Source organism: Qipengyuania algicola (assembly GCF_042492175.1).
Classification (GTDB): Bacteria; Pseudomonadota; Alphaproteobacteria; order Sphingomonadales; family Sphingomonadaceae; genus CAJXSN01.
On record NZ_CP170453.1, the window covers coordinates 1,737,559 to 1,758,902 of the forward strand.

Annotated in this window: 15 protein-coding genes and 1 tRNA gene; 5 read left to right on the forward strand and 11 right to left on the reverse strand. The window is 57.9% G+C overall.

Annotated features, from left to right (window positions below):
* Positions 1–36 precede the first annotated feature (36 nt).
* Complete coding sequence (gcvPA, locus tag ACFCW2_RS08325; RefSeq protein WP_379545608.1) at positions 37–1,398, forward strand: aminomethyl-transferring glycine dehydrogenase subunit GcvPA; 1,362 nt, start codon at positions 37–39, stop codon at positions 1,396–1,398.
* A gap of 94 nt (positions 1,399–1,492) precedes the next feature.
* Entirely contained in the window at positions 1,493–3,088 is a 1,596-nt protein-coding gene (gene gcvPB, locus ACFCW2_RS08330; protein ID WP_379545609.1) for an aminomethyl-transferring glycine dehydrogenase subunit GcvPB, read from the forward strand.
* A gap of 4 nt (positions 3,089–3,092) precedes the next feature.
* Here gcvPB and ACFCW2_RS08335 read toward each other — a convergent pair whose 3' ends face one another.
* Positions 3,093–4,385: a lipopolysaccharide biosynthesis protein gene (locus ACFCW2_RS08335; protein ID WP_379545611.1), complete on the reverse strand. Its 1,293-nt coding sequence runs from the start codon at positions 4,383–4,385 to the stop codon at positions 3,093–3,095.
* Positions 4,386–4,494: 109 nt separating this feature from the next.
* On the opposite strand from ACFCW2_RS08335, the gene ACFCW2_RS08340 reads away from it, so the two are divergent.
* Positions 4,495–5,223, forward strand: a complete 729-nt coding sequence (locus ACFCW2_RS08340; protein ID WP_379545612.1) for a hypothetical protein — start codon at positions 4,495–4,497, stop codon at positions 5,221–5,223.
* A gap of 90 nt (positions 5,224–5,313) precedes the next feature.
* Here ACFCW2_RS08340 and mmsB read toward each other — a convergent pair whose 3' ends face one another.
* From mmsB to ACFCW2_RS08370, 6 genes are all read right to left on the reverse strand, one after another.
* A complete protein-coding gene (gene mmsB / locus ACFCW2_RS08345) occupies positions 5,314–6,186 on the reverse strand; it encodes a 3-hydroxyisobutyrate dehydrogenase (protein ID WP_379545614.1) in 873 nt (290 codons plus the stop codon).
* Positions 6,187–6,424: 238 nt separating this feature from the next.
* The gene (locus tag ACFCW2_RS08350; RefSeq protein ID WP_379545615.1) at positions 6,425–7,210 is read right to left on the reverse strand and encodes an enoyl-CoA hydratase-related protein; all 786 of its coding nucleotides are present in this window, start codon (positions 7,208–7,210) and stop codon (positions 6,425–6,427) included.
* Between the two features lie 94 nt (positions 7,211–7,304).
* Positions 7,305–8,366 carry an enoyl-CoA hydratase/isomerase family protein gene (locus ACFCW2_RS08355; protein ID WP_379545617.1) on the reverse strand — a complete coding sequence of 354 codons (1,062 nt, stop codon included), beginning with the start codon at positions 8,364–8,366 and terminating at the stop codon, positions 7,305–7,307.
* 151 nt (positions 8,367–8,517) lie between these two features.
* Positions 8,518–9,663, reverse strand: coding sequence for an acyl-CoA dehydrogenase family protein (locus ACFCW2_RS08360; RefSeq protein WP_379545618.1), 1,146 nt, complete (start codon positions 9,661–9,663; stop codon positions 8,518–8,520).
* A 57-nt stretch (positions 9,664–9,720) separates the two neighbouring features.
* Entirely contained in the window at positions 9,721–10,287 is a 567-nt protein-coding gene (locus ACFCW2_RS08365) for a hypothetical protein (RefSeq protein WP_379545619.1), read from the reverse strand.
* Between the two features lie 5 nt (positions 10,288–10,292).
* Complete coding sequence (locus tag ACFCW2_RS08370; RefSeq protein WP_379545620.1) at positions 10,293–11,789, reverse strand: CoA-acylating methylmalonate-semialdehyde dehydrogenase; 1,497 nt, start codon at positions 11,787–11,789, stop codon at positions 10,293–10,295.
* Between the two features lie 153 nt (positions 11,790–11,942).
* On the opposite strand from ACFCW2_RS08370, the gene ACFCW2_RS08375 reads away from it, so the two are divergent.
* Both ACFCW2_RS08375 and ACFCW2_RS08380 read left to right on the forward strand, forming a co-directional pair.
* Positions 11,943–12,016, forward strand: a tRNA-Gly gene (locus ACFCW2_RS08375).
* A 201-nt stretch (positions 12,017–12,217) separates the two neighbouring features.
* Positions 12,218–13,447, forward strand: a complete 1,230-nt coding sequence (locus tag ACFCW2_RS08380) for a tyrosine-type recombinase/integrase (RefSeq protein WP_379545621.1) — start codon at positions 12,218–12,220, stop codon at positions 13,445–13,447.
* Positions 13,448–13,752: 305 nt separating this feature from the next.
* On the opposite strand, the gene ACFCW2_RS08385 is transcribed toward ACFCW2_RS08380, so the two are convergent.
* From ACFCW2_RS08385 to ACFCW2_RS08400, 4 genes are all read right to left on the reverse strand, one after another.
* Positions 13,753–14,583 carry a DUF3883 domain-containing protein gene (locus tag ACFCW2_RS08385; RefSeq protein WP_379545622.1) on the reverse strand — a complete coding sequence of 277 codons (831 nt, stop codon included), beginning with the start codon at positions 14,581–14,583 and terminating at the stop codon, positions 13,753–13,755.
* 124 nt (positions 14,584–14,707) lie between these two features.
* On the reverse strand, positions 14,708–16,531 hold the full coding sequence (locus ACFCW2_RS08390) for a response regulator receiver domain (protein ID WP_379545624.1): 1,824 nt from the start codon (positions 16,529–16,531) through the stop codon (positions 14,708–14,710).
* Positions 16,524–19,496: an ATP-binding protein gene (locus ACFCW2_RS08395; protein WP_379545625.1), complete on the reverse strand. Its 2,973-nt coding sequence runs from the start codon at positions 19,494–19,496 to the stop codon at positions 16,524–16,526. Before ACFCW2_RS08395 ends, ACFCW2_RS08390 begins: the two co-directional genes overlap by 8 nt.
* Positions 19,493–20,632: a DNA cytosine methyltransferase gene (locus tag ACFCW2_RS08400; RefSeq protein ID WP_379545627.1), complete on the reverse strand. Its 1,140-nt coding sequence runs from the start codon at positions 20,630–20,632 to the stop codon at positions 19,493–19,495. Before ACFCW2_RS08400 ends, ACFCW2_RS08395 begins: the two co-directional genes overlap by 4 nt.
* Between the last annotated feature and the right edge of the window lie 712 nt (positions 20,633–21,344).

The window sequence follows — 21,344 nt, forward strand, 5'->3', positions numbered from 1 at the left end:
CCCTCCTCTGAAGAGGAGGGGATTTGAGGATAGAAAATGCGCTACCTACCCCTGACCGACACTGATCGCAGTGACATGCTGGCCACCATTGGCGCGGACAGCATCGATGATCTGTTTACCGATGTGCCCGAAGAAGCGCGGCTGGATGGCCCGATCCATGGCCTGCCGATGCATGCCAGCGAGATGGCGGTCGAGAAGCACATGCGCAGGCTGAGCAAGAAGAACCTTGCAGCAGCCGATGCAGCGTTTTTTTTGGGGGCAGGGGCCTACAAGCATCACGTGCCAGCGTCGGTCGATCACATCATCCAGCGCGGCGAATTCCTAACCGCTTACACGCCCTATCAGCCGGAAATCGCGCAGGGCACGCTGCAGATGCTGTTCGAGTTCCAGACGCAGGTTGCGCGCCTCTATGGCTGCGCGGTGGCCAATGCCTCGATGTATGATGGCTCCACCGCCTGCTGGGAAGCGGTGGCGATGGCGGGCCGGGTTACGAAGCGCAAACGCGCGGTTCTGTCCGGCGCACTCCACCCGCATTACGCCGAGGTCGTGAAGACCATGGCGAAGTTCACCGGCGACACTATCGCCGATGCCAAGCCCTCTATCCAGCCGGAGCCGGACACGACCGGCCTTCGCGACCGGATCGACGAAGAGACATCCTGCGTCGTGGTGCAATATCCCGACATCCTGGGCAGGGTGAACGACCTGACAGAAATTGCCGAGGCCGCGCATGCCAAGGGCGCTTTGCTCGTGGTCGTCAATACAGAGCCGGTGGCGCTGGGCGCGATTAAATCGCCGGGCGAAATGGGCGCGGATATCGTGGTGGGCGAGGGCCAGTCGATTGGTGTCGGCCTCAATTTTGGCGGGCCGTATCTGGGTCTGTTCGCCGTGCGCAATCCCAAACATGTCCGCCAGATGCCGGGGCGCCTGTGCGGCGAGACCACCGATGCGGAAGGCAAGCGCGGTTTTGTGCTGACGCTCTCCACCCGCGAGCAGCATATCCGGCGCGAGAAGGCGACCAGCAATATCTGCACCAATAGCGGCTTGTGCGCGCTGGCTTTCAATGTGCACATGACGCTGCTGGGCGAAAAGGGTCTGCGTCAATTGGCGGCGGAGAACCACCGGCTCGCCTGTCTGGCTGCCGACAAGTTGGCGCAGGTGCCGGGCGTGACAGTGCTGAACAGCGCGTTTTTCAACGAATTCACCATCGTTCTGGAAACCGATGCGCGCGCGCTGGTGCGCAAACTGGCGGCAAAGAATGTGCTGGCCGGGGTTTCGCTGGGCCGTCTGTTCCCTGATGTGGATGCCCTGTCGCAGGGCCTGCTGGTCGCGGTGACCGAAACCACCAGCGAGGAGGACATCGAGACCCTCTGCTCCGCGCTTAAGGAGGAATTGGCATGAACGCGCTGCGCACCCCGTTCGTCCTGAGCTTGTCGAAGGGCGAGAGACCAAGCCAATCGTACTTCGACAAGCTCAGCACGAGCGGAGAGACACAATGAACGCGCCCAACAAATCCGGCTGGAAGCCTGCGATGAACGCCGCCGATCAAGACGGCATGCACAATGGCCCCGCCACTGTCAGCGGCAACCGTGCGTTGATGCTGGAAGAGCCGCTTTCTTTTGAAATCGGGCATGCAGAAATAACCGGCGTCGATTTGCCGGAAATCGATCCTGCTGCGGCCAATCGCTTGGGCGGGCTGGAGCGCAGCGATCCGATCGGACTGGTCGGCCTCTCGGAGCCGGAGACGGTGCGACATTACACCCGCCTCAGCCGTCAGAACTATGCCATCGATCTGGGCCTGTTCCCGCTCGGCAGCTGCACCATGAAGCACAATCCGCGCCTGAACGAGAAGGTCGCGCGGATGCCCGGCTTTGCCGATGTCCACCCGCTGCAGCCGGTCGATACCGTGCGCGGCGCGCTGGAGGTTATCAACGAACTGGCCTTTTGGCTGATTGACCTGACCGGCATGCACGGCGTCGCGATGAGCCCCAAGGCGGGCGCGCATGGCGAGCTGTGCGGGATGCTGTGCATCCGCGCTGCGCTTGAAGCGCGGGGCGATGCCCGCAAGGTCGTGCTGTGCCCCGAAAGCGCGCACGGGACCAACCCCGCCACCGCAGCCTTCGCCGGATACGAGACGGAGGACATTCCTGCAGGTGCCGACGGCCGCGTCGATCTGGAAGCGCTGAAGGCGCGCCTCGGCCCGGACGTGGCAGCGGTGATGATTACCAATCCCAACACGTGCGGATTGTTCGAGCGCGATATGAAAGCGATCTCTGACGCGGTCCACGCAGCGGGCGGCTTCGTTTATTGCGACGGCGCGAATTTCAACGCCATCGTCGGCAAGGTGCGCCCGGGCGACCTCGGCGTCGATGCGATGCATATCAACCTGCACAAGACCTTCTCCACCCCGCATGGCGGCGGTGGTCCGGGGTCCGGCCCGGTCGTGTTGTCGGAAGCGCTCAGCCCCTATGGCCCGCTGCCATACACCGCGCGGACCAAAGACGGGGTGGTGCATTTGATCGAGGAGGAAAGCGCCGACAGTTTCTCCGAGGAACATTTCGGCGGCGTGATGGACAGCTTTGGCCGGATGACCGCGTTCCATGGCCAGATGGGCATGTTCACCCGCGCTCTGACCTACATGCTCAGCCACGGGGCCGATGGCTTGCGGCAGGTGGCCGAGGACGCGGTGCTAAATGCCAATTACATCCTGCGCAGTCTGGAAGACTTGCTCCACGCACCCTACGCGGACAGTGGGCCGTGCATGCACGAGGCGCTGTTCGGCGATAAAGATTTCGGCGGCGATCTCTCGACGCTGGATCTGGCCAAGGGGATGATCGACGAGGGGTATCACCCGATGACGGTGTTCTTCCCGTTGGTGGTGCACGGTGCGATGCTGGTCGAGCCGACCGAGACGGAAAGCAAGGCGGCGCTGGACCAGTTCATCGCGTCCTTCCGCAGTGTGGCGGAGCGGGCCAATGCCGGCGATGAAAGCCTGAAGCAGGCCCCGTATTACGCGCCGCGTCGCCGCTTGGACGAGACTCAGGCCGCGCGCAAACCCGTGCTGGCGTGGAATGATCCGAATATGAGCTAGGCGTTTATTCCGCAGGGCGGTGCGTGGCCGGGTCCTTCGGGACTTCGGCGTCGTCGTGCGGTTTGATGGTAATGTCGAGGCGGCTGAGGATCGCGATCCAGAAGCCGACCACTGCCAGTGCGCTTGCGCCCAGTACACACAGCGCCGCGCCCTTCAGCCCCTGCCAGCCCATTGCAGCGTCCAGCGTGGCAAACGCGATGGCCATCGGCACTGCGCGGCACAGGAAGGCCGTGCCCGCGCGTCCGGCGCTGACCAGAAGGCTCTCCAGACTGGCCCCGACCAGCTCAACCGCGCCGCCAATCGCCAGAATGACCATCGCCCAGTAGACGACACGGAATTCCTCGCCTGCGATCAAAACCAGCGCCTCGCGTCCGAACAGCAGTGCTACACCGACGGCCAAAACCCCGCCAATCAGCGCGACGTTGGCGATGCGGCGCGCAATGGCCACTGCGTCTTCCTTTGCGTGCACGAGTTCGGGATAGACCGCCTTGCTGATGGTCTGCGCCAGTTGCACCAGCGCTTGGCCCAGTTGGCTGGCGACGCGGAAGCCTCCGGCAAAGGCCTCTCCTCCTATGGCGCCCACCAGCAAAATCATGACCTGTTTTCCAGCGATTAGCAGGCTGCCGGAGAAGTTGGTCGAGAGGACGAAGCGCCAGGCGTCGGGATGGGCTGCTGGGATTTTCCGCAGCGAAATCGCGGACGTGTCGATCTTTTCCGAACGCGCGGCGATGATCCAATAGGCTGCGGCCACGACCACTTCGGATGCCGCCCACGCCAGAATGAACCCCGTGACTGTGGGCATGAAGAAGAACGCAAGAACGGCCCCGATGGCGCGCACAATTGGCTGGGTCGCATCGGCGGCGGTGGCGCGGCCATATTGGAACCGCAGACGCAGCAGGCCGGTGGGCGTGGATCGGAGCGCCATTAGCGAGACGATGCAATAGAAGAACGTGATCCACAGAAGCTCATCAGGCAGCGGCAACCAAAGCTGCGCCGTGTAGACAAGGATGCCTGCAAGAATGGTCCCGGTCACCAGAGAGAGGAGGTCCAGCGCAATTGCAAAGCCGGTCGCATCGCGCGCGCCCTTCTCACCAGCGCCCCAGCGCACCACGAACTGCCATGTCTGGAAATTGGCAATGCCGGTGACCGTCTGGCCCAGCGCCACGATAATCGCGAAATGCCCGAACCCGTCCAGCCCCAGCGTGCGGGTCGCCAGCGCCAGATAGACGAGGCTGAGGACGGCATTGATGCCGCGTCCGCCGAGCAGCCAGCCCATATTCTTGACGATGCGTTGCATTGGAAGCGGGCCGGTCTTGCGCAAATTAGCGGGGAGGCAGGCCTTTAGACCGTGACCGCATGATTGGCAAAACTTGTCGCTGCGGACGAGGGCGGGCAGAGGCGGGGGCATGAGGATTATCTTCAGCAGAAAAGGCTTCGACAGCGCGGCGGGCGGCGGGCCGTCGCCCATCGTGGACGGCGTGCCGGTCAGCCTGCCCATTCCAAGCGGTGGGCACTCGCGCACGACCTATGGCGATCTGGGGCTGGGGGAGCACGCACGAGCGGCCAGTCGCGGCAAGCTGGGCGCGGCGGACGCATGCCACCATGATCCGATGTTCACCGGGGATGGCCGGTGCCTGTTCGGCCAATGCGGCGCTGCGCAAACGCATCTCGCCAATCAAGGTGTGGGCGTCGGCGATGTGTTCGTGTTCTTTGGATTGTTCCGCGCGCCCGATGGCGATCCGCACCACCGCATCTTTGGCTATCAGCGGATCGGGGAAATCGTCGATCTGACTGCGTGTGAGGACGTGCGGAAGGCGGAACTGGCTGCTCTCGGCCATCCGCACGCGCTGGGTATGCACGCGAAAAATGATGTGATTTATATCGGCGAGGGACGCACGGCGACGCGGGCTTCCGATGCCTTGCGCCTCACCGTGGCCGAGGGGCCACCGAGCCTGTGGAATCGTCCTTCATGGCTGAGGCGCGGCGGCCTGAGCTACCACGATCGCGCGGACCGATGGCTACGCGGTGGCCGCTTGCGCTCGGTGGCGCGCGGTCAGGAATTCGTCGCCGATATCGGGCGGCGTCACGCCCCGCGTGAGTGGCTGGACGGTGTTCTGGCCGAGATCAAAGCATAGAATGGTCATCGCGAGGGGCGCAGCCCCGCGGCGATCCAGAGCCAAGCGCGTTACGCTCTGGATTGCCGCGCTTCGCTCGCAATGACGAACTTAAGTGTAGGTCTTGATGATCGCGCTGAAGTCCAGTCCGCCATTGCCTGCGCCAGCGAAGTCTTCGTAAAGCGCCGCCGCGCGTGCACCTAATGGCACGGCGCTGTCGGAATTTTCCGCTGCTTCCATCGCGAGGCGCAAATCCTTCAGCATCAGCGCAGTGGCAAACCCGCCCTGATACTCATTGTCCGCCGGGCTATCGACGCCGACGCCGGGTAGGGGGGTGTAGGCATTGAGCGACCAGTTGTAGCCGCTCGACTGCGAGCTGATTTCGTAGAATTTCTGCGGATCAAGGCCTAGCTTCTCGGCCATTTTCATCGCTTCGGCGGTGCCGATCATGTGGATGGCGAGGAGCATATTGTTGCAGATCTTGGCCGTCTGCCCCGCACCTGCATCGCCCGCGTGGATCACTGCCTTGCCCATCGCCTCAAGGATTGGCTTGGCGCGCTCAAACGCCTTTTCCGTCCCGCCGACCATGAAGGTCAGCGTGCCGCCATTGGCCGCTGCGATGCCGCCGGAGACGGGCGTATCGACCATGTCGTATCCCTTGGCGCTCGCAGCCTCGATCACTTCCTTCGCCGTGGCGACATCGATGGTCGAGCAATCGAGGAACACCGCGCCTTCTGGCGCATGGCCGATCACATCATCGGTATAGACCGCCTTCACGATGGCCCCGTTGGGCAACATGGAGACAACCGCATCGACGCCTTGGACTGCTTCCTTGGCGCTGGCGAAAGTCTCACAGCCATTGCCGCGCGCGGTGGCTGCGGCTTCCGCGCTAAGATCGAACGCGCGCACGGAATGCCCCGCCTTCACAAGGTTCGCGGCCATCCCGCCGCCCATATTGCCGAGTCCGATAAAGGCGATTTTCATGTCAGTTCTCCAAATTCCGCGTAACCGATGACAAGCAAAATTATGCCTATGGGCAGTAGGGCTGCAAGCTCTAGCCAGCGGGTTATTGCTGCCATGTCACTCGTGTCCTCTGGCTCGTTCCAAATCAGATCGCGTATCCGCTGAAATACTCCAATTTTGTCAGCTAACAGCGCCCACATTTCGAACAACGACATTCCCACTGCGAGGCTTCCGCTCGCGAGTAATGCCGCAGCGACAATCACCGGCCCTTCCAGTTCCCTTCACGCTTCTCGATAAACGCGGCCATGCCTTCCTGTTTGTCCTCGCTCGCGGTGAGGATCTGGAAGATGCGGCGTTCCACGATCAGGCCCTGATCCAGCGTCATTTCGAAGGCGCTATTGACCATTTCCTTGTTTGCGATGGTCGCCATGGGCGGCATCGAGGCGATGGTCGCGGCGGTTTTCTTCGCCTCGGCCATCAGATCGGCGTGGGGAACGACGCGGGCGACAAGATTGCTGAGCTCGGCTTCATTGGCGTCCATCATCCGGCCGGTCAGGCACATTTCCATCGACTTCGATTTGCCGATGGCGCGGGTGAGGCGCTGGCTGCCGCCCATGCCGGGGGCCACGCCCAGCTTGATTTCGGGCTGGCCGAATTTGGCATTGTCCGAGGCGATGATGAAATCGGCCATCATCGCCAGCTCGCACCCGCCGCCCAGCGCAAAGCCGTTGACCGCCGCGATCCACGGCTTGCGCGTGGTCTTGACGATCTTGCTGGTCCAGTCGCCGAAGAAGTCCTCGAGGTAGAAATCGGCTGCCGCCTTGTCGGACATTTCCTTGATATCGGCGCCCGCGGCAAAAGCCTTGTCCCCGCTGCCGGTCAGGATCGCGCAGAGCTGGCTGTTATCGGCCTGATAGGCGGCGAAGGCTTCGATCAGTTCGGCCAGCACTACGCTGGACAATGCGTTCAAAGCCTTAGGCCGGTTGATCGTGATGATGGTCACCGCGCCGTCGGTTTCGGTCAGGATGGTTTCGTAATCGGCCATAATTCAATCTCTCTGTCATTCCCGCGAACGCGGGAACCTAGGGTGGTCGAGCGCTCCGTTGCTCTGGGTCCCCGCTTTCGCGGGGATGACGAAGCTATGTGTTCAGCGGCACCCACTCCTCACCCTCTGGCAATGGCGCGAAGATGCTGGCGATCAGCTCCTCGCTCACGTCCTGCGGGGTGGGGGGATCCCATTTCGGATCGTTGGTCTTGTCGGTAATCACCGCGCGCACGCCCTCGGCGAAATCGGGGCGCACCAGCACTCGGCTGGCGATGCGGTATTCCATCACCATGTTGTCGGCAAAGCTGTTCAGATCGGCGCTTTCCTTCAGCTGGCGAAGCGCCACCTTGCAGGTCTGCGGGCTCTTGGTGCCCAGCGTGTCGCGTTCCTTCGTGGCCCAGACATCGCCGTCTTCATGCGCTGCTTCCAGACTGGCGAGAATGTCCTCGTAGCTGTCGGACGCGAAGTGTTTGCGGATGAGATCGGCATTGTCCTCGATCCGCGCCTTGGGCGGAGTGCCCACCGGTTCGGACAAGATGCCGCCAATCCGGTCGGGCTTCTCGATTATACGCGCTTTCAGATCGGCCAGCAGGTCGCTGGGCACGTAATGCGTGGCGATACCGGCCCACAAGCACTCGGACCCGTCCAGCCGCGCTCCGGTCAGCGCTAGAAACTGGCCCAGCCGCCCGCCAAGGCGCGAGAGGTGCCAGCCTCCGCCCACATCGGGGAACAGGCCGATGCCAGTTTCCGGCATAGCAAAGCGCGTGTTTTCGGTTGCGACGCGGAACTTGGCGGGCAAGGCAATGCCCACGCCGCCGCCCATGGTGATGCCGTCCATGAAAGCCACGATGGGCTTTGCGTAGGTCATCATCTGGTGGTTCAGCTGATATTCGTCATGGAAGAATTTTCGCCCCGACACGCCGCCATCGTTCAGCGCCGAATTGCGCAGGAAGGCAATGTCGCCGCCCGCACAAAACCCGCGGCCCTCTGCATGGTCGAGGATAATGGCTTCCACCTCGTCATCGTCCGCCCAGTCGGTGAGTGCGGCGCTCATCGCGTGACACATCTCCAGCGTCAGCGCATGCAGCGCCTTGGGCCGGTTGAGGCTGATATGCCCCACGCGGCCATGTTTGTGGATGTTTACGTCTTGGGTCATTGCGACCAAACTCCGATATGGGAAGCCCACCCCACTGCGACTAAGCCAGCAAGCTGGCAAGTCTCGCTCCCCTCCCGCATGCGGGAGGGGGTGGTGAAGCTTAATGAGCGAAGCGAATTTAGCTGCAACGGGGTGGGTTTCGCGTCGGGTGTCACTGTCTCAGCAAATCCCGGCCCACGATCATGCGCATGACCTGGTTGGTGCCTTCGAGGATCGAGTGGACGCGCAGATCGCGCCAGAAGCGTTCGATCGGATAGTCTTTGAGATAGCCGTAACCACCGAACAATTGCAGCGCATCGTTCACGACCTTGCTGCCGTTGTCCGTCGCCAGCCGCTTTGCCATGGCGGAGAAGCGCGATTTGTCGGGCGCGTTATCGGTGACCTTTGCGGCTGCCAGATAGAGCAGGGCGCGCGCGCTTTCGAGGTCGGTCGCCATGTCGGCCAGCATGAACTGGGTGTTCTGGAAATCGGCGATGGGCGTATCGAACTGCTTGCGGTCTTTTGTGTAGGCAACCGCCTCGTCGAGACACCGCTGAGCGCCGCCCAGCGAGCATGCGCCAATATTCAAACGTCCGCCGTCGAGCCCCATCATCGCAAAGCGGAAACCTTCGCCCTCGTCCCCCACGCGGTTGGCGACCGGCACGCGGGCATCTTCGAAGATGACTTGCGCGGTGGGGGAGGCATTCCAGCCCAGCTTCTTCTCCGGCGCGCCGAAGCTGACGCCGGGCGTGTCCTTATCGATGACGAGGCAGGTGATGCCCTTTGTCTTGTGGTCGCTGGTGCGGACCATGGTGACGTAGACATCGTTCACGCCGCCGCCGCTGATGAACTGCTTGGTGCCGTTCAGCACGTAATGGTCGCCATCAAGCACGGCATTGGTCTTCAGCCCCGCAGCATCCGATCCGCTGCCGGGTTCGGTCAGGCAATAGCTGGCGATCTTTTCCATGGAGATCAGGTCGGGGAGGTAGCGATACTTCACCTCCTGCCCGCCAAATTCGTCGATCATCCACGCAGCCATATTGTGGATCGAGATGAAGGCGCTGGTGGTGGGGCAGCCATAGGCCATCGCCTCCATAATCAGCGCGGCCTCCAGCCGCCCAAGGCCGATGCCGCCGGATTCCTCCGAGACATAAATCGCGCCAAAGCCCAGTTCTGCGGTGGATTGAATCACATCGCGCGGGAAATGGTGCTGTTCGTCCCACTCGCCTGCATGGGGGGTGATATTATCGGCGGTGAAGCGCTGCGCCATGTCCTGGATTGCAAGCTGGTCTTCGGTGAGTTGAAACTGTCCTGTCATGGCATGATCCCTAGCCGCGCTGGCGGCGCGTTTCGATAGTTATCTTGATCGCCCGTTTCACTCACAGCGTTTGCGCGCGTCGGTTGGTTCCGGCGCGCCGGCTGGGTCGCTGATGACCATGCGCATGGCGGTGGAGTCCATTTCCAGTTTCAGCGTTTCCTCCCACGTTTCTCCCTCGCCAGACATGGCGAGTGTGACGATCCTGTCGCCATTGGGCCGGTTCACCACTGCGGTCACTTTGCCGATGGATTCGTAGAACGTCATCGTATCGCCGGTGATCGCGACACGAAGGTCCGATTCTCGCGCACAAGTGCCTTCGACATAGTCCCAGACGCCGTGATAATCCGCCGGAATGCCATTCTCTCCCATCCCGCGCGCGGCGGCATCCTTGCGGGCGTCTTCTTCCAGCAGGCCTTCATCCGGCCCGGTAATTTCAGGCTCGTCTTTCGGTGCAGCTTCCGTGTTCTCGGATGCATCCGGCAGAGGCTCCGCACCGTCACCAATGCCGCCATCGGGCTCCACCGGCATCATGGTTTCGGCAGGCTCGGGCGAGGTATCGGGAGAACTGGCTTCTCCGCAGGCTGAAAGGGCGAGGGCGGCGGCAAGAACGAGAGAAAAACGCATTGCCATCACCCCATCGTCGGGATGATGAAGGCGTTGCCCAGATCTTCATTGCCGTCGGGCCAGCGCTGGGTGATCTTCTTGGCCTTGGTCCAGAATTTCAGGCCTTCCATGCCGTATTGGTCGATGTCGCCAAAGCCAGAGCGTTTCCATCCGCCGAAGCTGTGATAACTGACAGGTACAGGGATCGGCACATTGATGCCGACCATGCCGACATTGACCCGGCTGGCAAATTCGCGTGCCGCGTGGCCGTTGCGGGTGAAGATGGCGACGCCATTGCCATATTGATGCTCGCTCGGCAGGCGCACCGCATCCTCGAAATCCTTCGCGCGGACAATTTGCAGCACGGGGCCGAAGATCTCTTCCTTGTAGCTTTCCATGTCGGTGGTCACGCGGTCGAGCAGGGTGGGGCCAACAAAGAAGCCGTCCTCGTGGCCCTGCAGGCTGAACCCGCGCCCGTCGATCACGACTTCGGCGCCTTCCTTCTCGGCGGTGTCGATCCAGCCTTCGACGCGGGCCTTGTGCTCCGGTGTGACGACGGGGCCGTAATGCGCGTCGGGATCGTTGGAGACACCGACCCGCAGCGCGTTGATCGCCGGAATCAGTTTCTCGCGCAGCTTGTCGGCCGTGTCCTCGCCCACCGGCACCACGACAGGCAGCGCCATGCAGCGCTCGCCAGCGGAACCGAAGGCTGCACCGGCCAGATCGTTCACCACCTGATCGAGATCGGCATCGGGCATCACGATGCCGTGGTTCTTCGCGCCGCCAAAGGCCTGCACCCGCTTCGCATTCGCCGCGCCGCGCTGGTAGATATAGTGCGCGATATCGGACGAACCGACAAAGCTGATCGCCGGAATATCGGGATGGTCGAGGATCGCGTCGACCATTTCCTTGTCACCATGCACCACCTGCAGCAGCCCCTCGGGCGCGCCCGCTTCCAGAAACAGTTCCGCCAGTCGCACCGGCACGCTAGGATCGCGCTCGCTGGGTTTCAGAATGAAAGCATTGCCCGCCGCAATCGCCATGCCGAACATCCACATCGGGATCATGGCGGGGAAGTTGAACGGGGTGATGCCTGCACCAATGCCCAGCGGCTGGCGCATGGAATAGACGTCGATGCCCGGACCTGCGCCTTGCGAATACTCGCCCTTCAGCGCCTGCGGAATGCCGCAAGCAAATTCGATCACTTCCAGCCCGCGCTGAACGTCGCCATGCGCGTCTTCCACGACCTTGCCGTGCTCGCTGGAAAGGAGCTCGGCCAGCTCCTGCTTGTTCGCTTCGACCAATGCCTTGAATTCGAACATCACGCGGGCGCGTTTTTGTGGATTGGTCGCGGCCCATGCGGGCTGCACTTCCTTGGCCTTGGCCACTGCGGCTTCCAGCGTGGCGGCGTTGCCCAGCGCGACTTCGGCCTGAATTTCGCCGGTGGACGGGTTCCAGATCTTGTGGGTCCGGCCGGTCGGGGCGGGCGATCCACCGGAAATGAAATGGTCGATCTGGCGCATGGGGTGTTCTCCTGAGAAATCTGTTGCCGCGTATCTAGCTGCGCTGGGCATCCAGACAAGCCGCACAAGTGATAATTGCCGCTCGCTAGACGATTGACCGTCATCGGCCCCTGAGGCAAAGGCTCGCGGCGCCGGATACGCGCCAACAGGCAGGCGGGTGTAGCTCAATGGTAGAGCAGCAGCTTCCCAAGCTGACGACGAGGGTTCGATTCCCTTCACCCGCTCCAGCGCCGCCTTCCCAAAACATCCCGGAAACGCTATAAAGCCCTTGGAAATTCGAGGGTTTTTGACGCTACTTAGTCCTGCATTTGCCCGGCTAGTCTCGTCAAGTCTCCCGAAATTAGGGGCCTTTTTGGGGGCCTCATAGGTTTCCACCAATTCGAGAGGCCCCCAATCTGGGGGCCTTTTCTGGGTAAAGGCTTGAAATCATGGCGCTAACAGATGTTAGAATTCGCAAGGCTAAGGTTGGTATCAAAGCCTACAAAATGAGCGACTCGTCCGGGCTTTTCCTTTTGGTGGAGCCAACCGGCGGAAAACTATGGCGGATGAAGTATCGCGTCGATGGCCGGGAAAAGAAGTTGGCGATCGGACGCTACCCGGAAATCGGGCTCGCAGAAGCCCGCAGAAGGCGCGACGCAGCGCGAGAGCAGCTGGCGCAGGGCAAGGACCCTTCACGCGAAAAACAGCGTGAGAAGGCGCGTGGGAAGCTCGGTGCTGAGAATACCTTTGCTTCAATTGCCGCCGAGTTCTGCGAGAAGCGCAGACACGATGGTTCAAGGGCCTGGGCACCCGCCACGGCGAAGCGCTGCGAATACCTCCTGTCAGTCCTCAACAGTTCGATCGGCAATCTCCCGATTGCTGATATTGAACCTGCCGACATCCTGACAGCCGTTCGCCGGATCGAGAGCAAAGGCAAACTGGAAAGCGCCAAACGAACCTTGCAATTGGCAGGCTCGGTGTTCCGCTATGCGGTCGCTACAGCGCGCCTCAAGTCCGATCCAACGCGCGACTTGAGAGGCGCGCTGATGAACCCGACCATCACACATTATGGAGCGGTGCTGGATCCCGGGGAGGCTGGCGAGCTGCTCAGAGCAATCGATGGCTACGAAGGCCAACCTATCACCAAACTGGCAATGCAGCTGGCCCCGCATGTGTTCGTGAGGCCCGGTGAACTCCGCCATGCCGAATGGAGCGAAATCGACTTCGATGGCGCTTTGTGGACGATCCCGGCGAGCAAAACGAAGATGCGCAAGGATCACCTCGTCCCTCTCTCACGCCAAGCCCTCACGATCTTGGAAGAGGCATACCGATTGACGGGGCCCGATGGCTATGTGTTCCCGTCAGTCCGAACCCGCAGGCGTCCCATGAGCGATAACACGATCAACGCTGGACTGCGCCGCCTCGGTTACACAACCGACGAAATGACCGCCCATGGATTCCGCGCGATGGCCTCTACGCTGCTGAACGAGAGTGGCAAGTGGAACCCAGACGCAATCGAGCGCGCGCTGGCGCACGGAGACGGCGACAAAGTCCGTGCAGCCTACCATCGCGGTGCCCACTGGAAAGAACGAGTGAAGATGATGAAATGGTGGAGTGACTACCTCGACCAGTTCCGCGAAGGTGCCGAAGTGGTGCCAATCAAGGCAGCGAAACGCTGACGGTTTGCGCTGAAATTCGCAACTCTTCCGCGACCCGCTAGAACGCGGAGAAATATCTCTTAATTTCTGCTACTTATCGCAAAGTGAGTTGCCTGCGGTTCAGCGCAAACCCGCTCAACTCGTAGGCGAGCTGATTCCGCCCAAAACGATATTACATCATAAAAACATGAGCTTATGTCCCGAAATCGCGGGGTAGGGTGTGCTTTCCAAATTCCTTTACCGGACAGGCCGGGTTCGATTGCTTTCAAGCTGAAGCTTCGACGGTCTTGAGCAAACCTCCAAATTGGTGCCCACGGCAACTCTTCTTATCGAAATCCGGCGAGAAAACTCGTCGCAGTCAACTCGATGTGCGACTCCAATGGAGGTCTTATCGAGAAAGCTTTCGGCTGCCGCGCGAAGTTCCAGAGCCGCACAAGGTGCCAGTCATCTCGCCGCGCATCTGCCACAGCTAGTTCGTTGCGCGAAATATGGAAGGGCGTGCGTTCCCAGCCGTTGGTCGTCTTCACTTCAATCAACCTCTCGCGTCCATCGCGCTCGAAGCTGGCAATGTCATAACCATAACCGTCGCCATCCTGGGTAGCGGTCCAGCGCACCTTGTCTGCCAAGTCTTGGCGCCCTGCTTCGCGCAAATTGGTCTGCTCATGCCGCAGTACAACCTCTTCGCCAGCTTTGCCCAAGGCCCGGTTGCGCGCGTCGCGCTCTGCAACATCATATTTGCGCGAAAGGGCAGCCATGAATTCAGGATCGATGGCTGATGGCTCATTCCGCTGTGTCGGTGGCGGCCCAATCCAGAGCGGTGACATCTCCCGTAGCCGCGAAGGCTTGTCGGCTGGTGGCTTAGGCAGGAGCCAGTTAGGCCGAGCGTCGAGCCAACGAAGTACGCCATCGACTAGCGCGTTCTGGAAATTGGAAGCAGGTTTGTAGCCCTCGATCCAGGGCTGGCCGAGGCCTAACAAGACAGCGCTGATATTCTGATGCTTGAACTCAATCGATCCTCGGCTGCGCCCCACCAATTCCTGCAGTGAGCGGTTGTGCTCGGCCTTATTGAAGGAATTGCCTTCTAGTTCGTCAACCAACATCGCGAAATAGTCCGCGACAATCAGATCGATCTCGGTATCTGTCCAGCTGTCGGCCAACTGCCGTTCTCCAAGCATACATTCTAGCGGGAGCCATTGGAATTCCCCGGACAAAGGAGAACAGTGATGGGCCGCACCGAATTTCACAGGTTTTTGCTGGCTTAATTTCGATCAAATCACAAATCTAGCTTGCATAACCCAAGCCGATCCTCGTGACGCTAGCTCCGACCTTTTGGACATAGTTCAACGCATATTCGTATCGTAGCTTGCCTAGAACAGTGGCCGTCTTTTCGTTCGGCTCGATGCCATCATTTGTGAGCTTCGGAACAAGCAGTTCAAGCCTTCTGTCCGTGAACCGCCCGCCTCCCTTCGCGATGAAGGTTCGCCATGTTGCTTTGTCGGCATTCCCCTCGGCATCACCATTTGGCGATCTTAAACCAAGACATTGAATCGTTCCTAGTGGGGTTTCGACGAAACAGTATTCACCGCTGTTGATGTCTGGCGAATGGTTCTCAGCGATTTGTTGTAGCTTCAGTGCCGTAAACGGCCTCAAATTTTGGCTATGCCCCACAAATGCTATGGAATTTTGCCCAGGCTGAAGGTCGCAGGCGGGCGTGGCACACACCCACCAATCATTGTCGATTTTGAAAATATGGCCGCAATCAAGTTGGTCGGCCCCAGGCTTTATGGGCAGTGTCGAGACATAGCTGTTAAAATGGTGGAGGGCCTTATTCGCTTCCCCGTCTTTCTCTAAATCAACGCCGTAGTGAGAATGGTACGACCGCCCACCGGCTTCATCAGAGTTGTGTATTTTCTCTCCAAAATCCGCAATCGAATCCTCGATCTGGAATGCCAAAGCCTCGACCTGTCTGCGAAGCTGGTCTCGTTGCAGGATAGCGCGCTCTTGCTCGGAATTTGCATTTTGGACCTGATCGTAAAAATATGCGAACACATGCTTTTTAGAAAGCGTGCGGTCTTCTGCTTCGACCCCATTACAGGTAATTTCATGGCGAAGTTTTGAGGACAACAGTCGCGATGGAGTAGGTTGCCAAGCAATGAGTGACTCTTGAAGCTCAGCCAGTAAATCAACCTCCTCTTTTTTTACGAAGGTTACAAAGCCACGCCCTGTACGTAACCAGAGCCGCCCTTCTTCAGAGGACCAACTGAGTCCATCGAACGGTGTGTCCGACAGCAATTCTCGCTTATTTTTCTCAAATTCTTTAATCGCCCATAATGCAAACGCCTTGCGCTCAGCGCCTTTCAGATCCAGCTCATCGGCCCATTTGGCAAGCGTCGAAAGAGGGCCAGCTGCCTTCCCACTGGGCCGCATGTATTGACCAAACGTATTTGACTGGCTGTTTCGCGGATGACGCAGTTTTAGATAAGAGCCGACGTCCAAATAGCTTTCCAGATCTTTAGGATTGAACTTTTCTTCATCAGCCCAATCATCCATCTTTTCTTCGAGCGCTGAGATGAGATCCTGCTGCTTGTCATCGAACTCAGCACTGCAGGCTTCGTGCAAACTGAGTATGCAATCGAAAAAGACAGCTTGCAGATCCGGCTCTTCAGTATGAACCACCACCAGATTGAAGTGCTGGTTCCGAAGGATTGACCCAAGATAAGACCGCGCAAGAATGCCTGGAACCCCCGTGCTCGATCCCTCCAAATTATAGTCCAGGATTAGCAAATCCGACTGATGAAGGTGATCCGGTGCCAACACCCCAGCCAGCCCCTCTTCTGTGTCAGGCTGAGGGGCAGTGGCGTCATGGATATCGATGACCAACGCGGGTTTCTGTTTCCGAAATTGCGCGATAATTGATGCAGGAGAATCTGGATCAGTTCGCCATTTCTTTGGTGGTTGCGGCTCTGCATCTTGTGCAGCCTCTGGGCGCCGATCGTTGAGAATTTCTTCCCAGGTCGGATACTGATCATCAACGATCAGCACAGACCGAATCGGGTCAATGAAGGCCTGTTTCACCAGTTCCGCGAACTCACAGTGATCAGTCAAAACTGGCCCCCTTGAAATCGATCACGAAGTTCGCTCCCGGTAGAAGCCGAAACTTCTTATCTGTTGCGTATCTGATCGAATGCCCGCCAGCTAAAAGGTTCATTCTGCAGAGATATAGGCCGATGCCTCGTCCCCCACTTACCTTGCGTGTGAAGAACATTTTGAAGAGCTGGTCCTGATCAAGTGCATCAATCCCCGGACCGTTGTCAGACACAATCACGTGCTCATCGACGACGTCGAGCAAAACCTTCGGCTCGACAGTATGGGAGTTCACCAACCAATAGGCACTGTTATTGACCAGATTGATGAACACGGGAAACAATCGTGAAGGTTGCTCGTCAACTGCGAATGCATTGAACTGATCGGACGCCTCTATCTTGATGTCTCTGGTTTCAGTCACAGTTCGGAAAAACTCACGAAGATACTCCGTGATGTTCTTGCCCGATATAGTCCGGCGTGTACGCGGGCCAGACAACTTGAGCGGCGACAGGAAGTCAAGTTGATGGCTAAGTGCCTCAAATCCTGCTTGAATTTGCTCGAGTCCGGGCTGTTCACCATCGTTCGATATTCGCTTTATTCCGGTCCGGATAAGCTGTTCATTTGTCGCCAATTCGTGGCCAAGAATTTCGACTGTTATTCCCAGCTGCGCAACTTGATTAAGGCGATTTAGTTGGTCGCGCAGCTCAATATTATCTGCGGTCCCTTCAGTCGCAATCAGTTCAATATTGATATTCTCTCGTAGGAGCTCCAGCGTATTAATATAGGACTGGAATATGTCTTCATTCTCATACTCGAGGCGCATTCGGATCGCTGCCATTTCCTCCAGAGCGTCATCCAAACCTAGGCGTCCCGACTTCACCTGTTCAATGAGGGGGTGGGCAGTCTGGTGGAAGGCCTTATGGCGCGCAGAGAGCAAATCAGAGATGCGCTTAGCCTCAAAATCCTGAATGCTGGCAATCTCTTTGCTCCATTGGCGTATTCGGCTCTGAAGCTGGCCCGCCAAGCTCTGCATTTGCTTCTCAGCAAGTTCTTCCGGCTTTGGAGGGTTGAGGCGCTCGATTGCCTTTTTGCGCTCGTTTGCCATGTCTTCAAGAATGCTTTGAGCTTTCGCGTAAAGTTGCCTGAACTCACGAAAGTCATCTTCGCTGGACCCGAGACTTGAAGGTGCGCCAACAATACGAAGATCTCGAAGTTCATTCCCTAAATCGTCAATCATTGATTGAGCTGCAGCGATATCTGAGATGCAATCTATGGAAAACTCAGAGCTTTCCGCATCAAGTCGATCGACTATCTTTGCCACAAGCGGAAGGTTGCGTTTGAGGCGCGATCGAAATTTTTGCCGGTTGCGCTTAGCGAGGACCTTCCGTTCTTCTTCCGCCCTGGCTTTTCGGTTCGCTTCTTGAATATCCGGCAATTCTTGTTTTCGAAGTTCTGAGGACGACCCGAAGTGGTCACGCGCTGCAGTTTTCAGAATGTTGATGACGATAGTCTTGAGCGATTTTGTGGCTCGGTTGTCTATGAACCCTTCGCGGCCAGCTTTATCTCTGAGGTTCGGGTTCGCCTCACGGGACAATGCAATTCGTCCAAACATTCTTCGCGAATTCCAGAATTCGCGACCCGCGCTCCTACTACGCCTTTCTTCGATTTCGAAGAAATCACTGTTCAGCCTTCCATAGGGCAAAACTCTCAGGCCGTTGCGGAAGATTAGAAATCCGCCGTATCTCTCAGCTAGAGCATCGAACTTCGCATGATCGTCATCTGTATGGGTCGAGCTCATACGGTCGCGTTCGTAGGTCGCGATATATAGACTGAAAGGGCCCACAAATGTTGTCGGTCCACTAGGAGGCGTGTAGTCGGCCGGCGGTGGGACGACATAGCCCGACTCAAATTCACGCCATTCTCCAAATGCCTTAATCAGCCCGCTAAATCTGCCCTTCTCGTCAATATTTCCACTTATGACATGTTCGAGTTCGTCACAAACTTGGCGACTCAATGTTCCACGATCTTCCTCAACGATTGATTGGCCAACCCCCGATGCCCAGATTTTCACCTCATAAGTGAAGTCAGGGTCGATTGCGTTCACTTCGTTTGCGACAGGATCGACAAATGGATCAGTGAAAGCCGAAAGCGTCGCATGGAATGTTTTTCGGATCCCTTTCACACCGCCATCAGCCGGAATGCTTGGCAACTGTGCACGCAAATCATAGTGGATGTCCGATACGAGAAGGGCAGTGCCGCTTGCTGATCCGTCATCGCTCCAAACGTCCCAAGGGTCGAGATACTCAAGCTTAAAAGTCGCGCCGACAATTGTGTTAGCAATTTGCTCGGATGGTTTGTTCTTAGTTTGGTCGCGCTCTTGAACAAAGGCGTCATATGTCGCCCATGCTTGTTTAAGCCGCTCGCTTCTTCGAGGGCTGTCGCTATTTCCCCAAACGTTATCGGTTAGGCGATCAAATAGCTCCGGCAGAAGCTTTTCAAGCTCGCTGCGATCTCGAAATGTTGTGACCGGAACTTCTATATCGGAGAGCACGAGATAAGGGTTTTCGAACTGCCGCCAATCGAGAAGCGCCGCGACGAAGTCACAGTTTCTGCGTTTGGAAATCAGAAGTAGGAGGGGGCCTAGGTTCGCCGACGATAGCCGGCCTATGCCCTTTTGGCCCTGCTTGGTTCTAATCGGAAGGCCATTCCGATCTTCTTCAGTCGTCTCGTTTTGATCGTACTTGGATTCCGTTCCGACAACGAGCCAGCGGCTGACAAACTCCTCATAGCTCATTCCATGACCATCATCGAAGATGGCTGCGACAGGCTCCTCGCCATCAAAAATATGAAGGCTTACCGATCGGGCATATGCATCATATGCGTTTTTCCAAAGCTCAGAGATCGCCGTGGGACAATCTGCGATTTGCTCTCGCCCAAGGTGGTCAACAGTGCGCGCCTGAGTCTTGAATGGGAGAGACTCAATCATGCGAATTGCGCCTCTTTAGACATCGCTGCCATTCCTTCTTCGTTTGGCAAATTGCCAATCTCTGCGGTCCCAGACAGTAGCGGTTTTAGGTGGTTGATTAGCACCTTGCCCAGCTCAACCGGCACTGCATTTCCAATCTGCCTCCCGGCTGCTGTCAGCCCCCCATGAAAAACAAAATCATCTGGGAAAGTTTGGATACGTGCTGCCTGCCGAACGGTAATTCCGTGATGCTCAGTTGGATGGACAAATCGCCCTTTTGACGGATTAATGCAAGCCGTTGTCATTGTCGGAGCGGGCTGTTTTGGATCTATCCGTCCATATACATCTTTGTGACCGTCATGCTCTTTATGACATGGCAAAATCCGTCCCGAATCTTTGCGGCTCCCACCATTTGCGGGCGTGTTCCTGAAGGCTTCCACCAGCGCTTCGCCGTGCCGCATATGAATGTCGTTGAGATCGCGATCCAAAGTCTTGTCAAAGGCTCTAGCGCAATTCACCCATGGCTTCCGTATGGGGTTTTTAAGGCGAGGATCAGCATGCGTCGCGACAGGAGGCCAAGCAAAATCCTTCCGAACAACGTCAGGCCTTAGCCCGAGGATGAAAACGCGACGACGCCTTTGCGGAATGCCATAGTCCCGCGCGTCTAAGATCTCAGGTTCAAACAGGTGATAACCTACGGCCCGCCCTTCTGAATAAAAGCGATCAAGGTAATCTTTGTGGCGATCCCAAAGGATGCCCGGGACATTCTCTAGCAAGAAAACCCGCGGCATAAACTCTCGCACAAAACTGAAATATGCCATTAGGAGTTCATTACGCGGATCGTTCACACCAGCGTCACGTATTCGGTGCGTGGAAAATCCTTGGCATGGGGGACCTCCAAGCAAAAGGTCGCACTCGCGATCTGAGAAATGCTCTTTTTTCAGTTCCTCGACATCACATGTGAGGATGTCTTGCCTATATATTTTCGTGCCTTTGCCGCCTTCGAGCTTGCAGATATTGTCTGCAAATGTTGCTATAGAGTGCTGGTCGTTCTCGACTGCAAACTTGATCTCGATGCCAGATTTCACGGCGGCTAAGGAAAAGCCGCCAGCGCCAGCGAATAGGTCAATTCCAAGTGGGCGAAAGCTCTCGTTCATAGGTTACGCAGCTAAACCATACTACGCAATTTGCAGCAAGAAATTGACCTTAAAGGCTAACAGTCCGGTGGATGTCGTTGGCTGCAGTGGATGGCACCGAGTGCTATCGACGGCTCTATCCAACTGGTTCGCCGCCCTTGGGGCGCGAAACAGGCATTAGCCGCGCTCAATCGCCGCGCGGCTCTTTGACGTCAGATGTTTTCCGGCATGACTGAACCGAGGTTTCAGCAAATGATGGGTAAACCGCGCGCAAATGGGAATCTGGCGAGCACACCGTACCCCGCGAATTCGGGGCATAAGTCTATGATATTTATATGAAATAGTGTTTTGGGCGGAATCGACCCGTCTACGAGTAGAGCGGGTTTGCGCTGAGCCGTGGACAACTCATAGTTTCATAAGCATATGAATTATGATGATAATATTGAGTCGAAGAGTGAGTTGTTTTCGATCCGCCGAATTTCTATTTTTGTTACCTGTTAAGGCTGCGCTCCACTCACATACGAGTTGCCAATCTTATCGGTGACAACCGATAGCTAGCAGGCTAATTGCGAAGCGCTGCGACGGGCGCAATTGTCCCTCTTCATCCCACGTTTTTCCACAGAAGCACGGGCAAGTGGGGGCCAGATTGGGGGCCTTTTATTTTTCGGGCTTTGAAAAATAACGTTAGTTCAGTTGCTTACTCTACCTATTGGTTTCCCTTCACCGCTCCATT